The organism is Mesorhizobium sp. CNPSo 4684 (genome assembly GCF_057784315.1).
The window spans coordinates 1-3,693 of the sequence record NZ_JBWLUX010000075.1 but is presented as its reverse complement, the minus strand read 5'-3'; the positions used below and the strand labels follow the sequence as shown (position 1 = coordinate 3,693).

General features: G+C 63.1%; 5 protein-coding genes and 1 pseudogene. 3 read left to right on the top strand and 3 right to left on the bottom strand.

Translation table 11 applies throughout. The features are described 5' to 3' along the window. From AC04SG_RS32630 to AC04SG_RS32620, 3 genes are all read left to right on the top strand, one after another. The coding region (locus tag AC04SG_RS32630; protein WP_488554374.1) for a hypothetical protein at positions 1–198 on the top strand (198 nt) is incomplete at its 5' end. A 437-nt stretch (positions 199–635) separates the two neighbouring features. Continuing rightward, positions 636–734 (top strand): putative RiPP precursor, encoded by a 99-nt coding sequence (locus tag AC04SG_RS32625; RefSeq protein ID WP_192248739.1) that lies wholly within the window; start codon positions 636–638, stop codon positions 732–734. 47 nt (positions 735–781) lie between these two features. Beyond that, entirely contained in the window at positions 782–874 is a 93-nt protein-coding gene (locus AC04SG_RS32620) for a putative RiPP precursor (RefSeq protein WP_352560803.1), read from the top strand. Between the two features lie 95 nt (positions 875–969). On the opposite strand, the gene AC04SG_RS32615 is transcribed toward AC04SG_RS32620, so the two are convergent. The 3 genes and pseudogenes from AC04SG_RS32615 to AC04SG_RS32605 form a co-directional block, all read right to left on the bottom strand. After that, a complete protein-coding gene (locus AC04SG_RS32615) occupies positions 970–2,160 on the bottom strand; it encodes a hypothetical protein (RefSeq protein WP_488554373.1) in 1,191 nt (396 codons plus the stop codon). A 294-nt stretch (positions 2,161–2,454) separates the two neighbouring features. Further along, on the bottom strand, positions 2,455–3,336 hold the full coding sequence (locus AC04SG_RS32610) for an EamA family transporter (protein ID WP_488554372.1): 882 nt from the start codon (positions 3,334–3,336) through the stop codon (positions 2,455–2,457). Between the two features lie 235 nt (positions 3,337–3,571). Then, positions 3,572–3,693: pseudogene (locus tag AC04SG_RS32605) on the bottom strand (IS110 family transposase); the annotation flags it as partial.

Below are 3,693 nucleotides of genomic sequence, written 5' to 3'. Positions count from 1 at the left end.
GCCGCCGCCATTGCCGCCGCCGCCATTCCCGCCGCCGCCCCCATTGCCGCCATCCTTGGCGAAGGCATTGCTGGCGGCAATCTTGGCGGCGCCGTCAAAGCTGAGGTGGTAGGGCACAAGGATCAGGGCGAGCGTTGTGGACGCCCGCAAGGAAAGCCAGCAGAGTTGGCGCAATCGCGTAATCTGTTCTTCCCCTGACGGTCAGCGAAGACCAATCCGATCTGTCCACAACCGGAATGGCGTTGTTACCAAAACAGCATCCACAAATCGACGGCCTTGCGAAAGCGGCTTACGACCCTTGTCTCGGCAAATACAGACTTTTTTTGTAAAATTGTCAGACTTAAGTCCTACATTTTGCAACCTATAGCTGCATCCGGCCTGTTAGAGCAGGCCGACCAGCCAGGCTAGGCCCGCATCCATCAACGCGACTTTCGGCACGATGCTGTTGATGCTTTCCGCACCGCAACCCGATCCTCGGCCGCGCCATGCAAAGCCAAGAACAATGCTTTCTAGACGAAGGTGGATTTGCGGATTAGCGCATCGGCGACAAGAAAAGTCGAGACGGGACGACGGTATCGCACAGGTTGACAGTGTCGATCTGTCAGGCATTATCGCGTCATCCTGGAGGATGCACTATGAAGAAAACCTATTTGAAGCCGGTGCTGGTCAAAAAAGGCAAGCTCTCGCGGGTTACGGCCGTCACCAATGGCGCCGGTTCCGGCCCGGTCGAGTGAAATCGTTCCGTCTTTCTATCGCCTGAGCCTGACATTGGAGATGCCGCATGAAGAAGACCTATTCCAAGCCGGTGCTGGTCAAGAAGGGCAAGCTCTCGCAAATCACCGCGAATGGTGCTTCCGCCCCTACCCCGGGCTGAACCTTTTCACCCCGATTTCTCAAATTTATCCTGACAGAGTCGGGCGGCTTGATCCGTTCCAGAGCTTGATCTTTTCCCGCAGGTGACGGGACCATTCAGCGCGCAACCACCAGATCATCGAGCACGAGCTGCCAATAGTGGCTCGTGGAAAGGCGCACGCGCGTGACCGCCGCCAGCATCGGCGCGTAGTGCACGGGCGCCAGCGCCGACAGGATGATGGTGTCGCTGGCGATCAGCCGGTCGCCAAGCCAACTCTCCACCAGCGCGGTTTCGCCTTCGGACTTCAGCCACGCCGCGGTCAGCATTACGGAATGGAAGCCGAACGGTTTTTCGCTTGAGAATTCCGCGGGGTGTCCGCTGCTCGTGTAGCAGACATGGTCTCCCGAGATGTTGCCGTTGATGTAGCCTTCGCTGCCTTCTGTATGATCGCGCGCAAGTGCGTTCAGGTTGAACCAGGTCAAGCCGGCATAACCGGACGGCACCTTGCGCAGGCCGCGCGAGGTGACATCGTCGAAACCGATGGTGTGCAAAGGCGCTGCGCCATCCATGACAGCGTTTTCCGAAGCGGCATTTTCGGGCAACAGCAGGCCGAGTTCGGTCGGATAGGCCGACAAGGTGAGCCTGCGCGCGATGCCGCGACCGGCAATGTCGATCGCGTCAGCGTCATCGGGCAGGTCGAGGCGGAAGCTGGCGCCATCAGTTAGCGGATGCACCGCCACCTCTTGCCCTTTCGCCATCACCGAGATGCTCGCCGAAACGCCGTCCGCCACGCGGCCGCTGAGCCGGCGTGTCGGAAACAGGCCGACCGGCTGCAGCATTGCTTCCGAGACCAGCCCGGTGGGCGAGCCCGGCAGCAGCCGGAGATGCTGCGACTGGACCTCATTGGCGCTGCTTACGCGCCAGCCGGGCGGCACCGAAACGGTGAAGCGGTAGCTTCCCGGCACATGAATGGGCGCGGCCCGACGTTTCGTCGACGCCAGGAAATTGGCAAAGCCGCCGCGATTGCTCCGCGCCGCGGCGATGAAGCGGCCGTTGCCATCATGCAGCCTGACCATGATGCCGGCCATCGGCCGGTCGCCGAGCCCGTAGCGACCGTCGCGATCGGCATCGAAATAGACAAAGGACGAGTAATTGAGCTTGCCGTGGTTGCCCGACCAGTCCTGGCGCAAGGCGTAGTCGTTGGCCGGATTTTCACGCAGCCGGGCCTTGCGACGCGACCGCGCCTGCCGCAAGGCGAGAGCCGCAACGACAGCGGCGAGCCCGACAAGGAGTAGTGCCTTGATCACGGACGGCTCAAGCAATGCTGTCGGCCCTCGCTGTGCTCATTTGGATCTCCTGTGACAAGCCATATATCGATGCTGCGGGCCCTTGAGCAACCGGACACGCGACCGGCGGAGCATGGCATCGGTCTCGCATGCCCATTTCGGCCCAGAAACCGCGCTGCTCCGCGGTCTGTTTCAGGCTGCCATGGCATTGGTGGACGTCGAGCCCGGGCTGGTGTTGGCCTCGACGATGACGATGCCGGCCGGCATCAGCGCGACATCCCATATGTTCACTTGTGCCGACTGGGCCGTCGGCAACTATTCCGGCGACGGCACAGGCGGCTTCGTCGTCAGCGCGGCGCCGAAGGCGGCAACGACCACGGCGGCGATGCCCGCGCATTGCAGCGGGCTCAGGATTTCATGCAGGAACAGGAAGCCGGCCAGCGCGCCCAGCGCCGGCTCCATGCAGGTCAGCGTGCCGTAGAGCCTGGCAGGCATCCGGGTCAGCGCCACCATCTCCAGCCAGAACGGCAAGGCGCTGGAAAACAGCCCTACCAGCAGCGCGCCGACCAGGATCGCGGGCGCGACCAGGCCGGAACCCGCCTCGGCGATGCCGAACGGCAGGGCGATGGCGGCGGCGATGATCAGCCCGTAAGCGGTTGTCTGGCTGCCGAGCTCGGCGCCCGCCTTTTGCGCAAAGACGATGTAGAGCGCCCAGCAGCCGCCGGCGGCAAGCGCCAGCATCACACCGATCGGGTCGAGCGCGCTGCCGGAATGGATGAAGGGCGACAACAGCACGATGCCGGCGACGGCCAGCGCCACCCACACGAAATCAGTCGCGCGCCGCGACGACAGCGTCGCCACCAAAAGCGGGCCGGAGAATTCGAGCGCCACAGCAATGCCGAGCGGGATTCTGGCGAGCGCCGCATAAAACAAAAGGTTCAGCCCCGCGAGGTTCACACCATAGGCGATGAGCCAGGGCAGTACGGCGCGCGACGGCCGCACCCGCCAGGGTCTCAGCACCGCCGCCAGCATCAGCGCGCCCACGGCCAACCGGAGCGCCGTGGTGCCATTGGCGCCGATCAGCGGAAACAGGCCCTTGGCGAAGGTGGCGCCGATCTGGATCGACACCATGGCGCCGAGCAGCGCGGTGATCGGCAAGGTTTTGGTTTCGGCGGCGGCAATCGGCGTCGACGTCAATTTCAGTCTCCTCCGCAACGGCGCGACCAGCGGACCACAGCGCAGGCCCGGGATAGGAGCTACGGGCCTGGCTGTCGTGTGGCACGGGTCGCGTGTTGATGGGGCAAGGGGTGGACGCTCGCACCTCCCCCTTGTGGGGAGGTCGGACCGAAGGTCCGGGTGGGGGTGCTAGCAAAGACGTTTGCAGGATGTTCCTTGCCGCCACGCGAGTGGGGGAGAGCGACTATCTGGGGGGTCAAGTTGCATTTGCGAACTCACTTCTCGCGTCGCGTGCTTTTGCATTGAGGATGACGAGAAGTTTTCTGGCAAGCGCGATGCGGATGAGCATTTTGGGCTTTCCCGCCAGTTGCAACCTTT

Bases quoted from the DNA above. Each gene is read 5' to 3' on its own strand.
- AC04SG_RS32625 (WP_192248739.1), top strand. From the start codon at position 636: ATGAAGAAAACCTATTTGAAGCCGGTGCTGGTCAAAAAAGGCAAGCTC.
- AC04SG_RS32620 (WP_352560803.1), top strand. From the start codon at position 782: ATGAAGAAGACCTATTCCAAGCCGGTGCTGGTCAAGAAGGGCAAGCTC.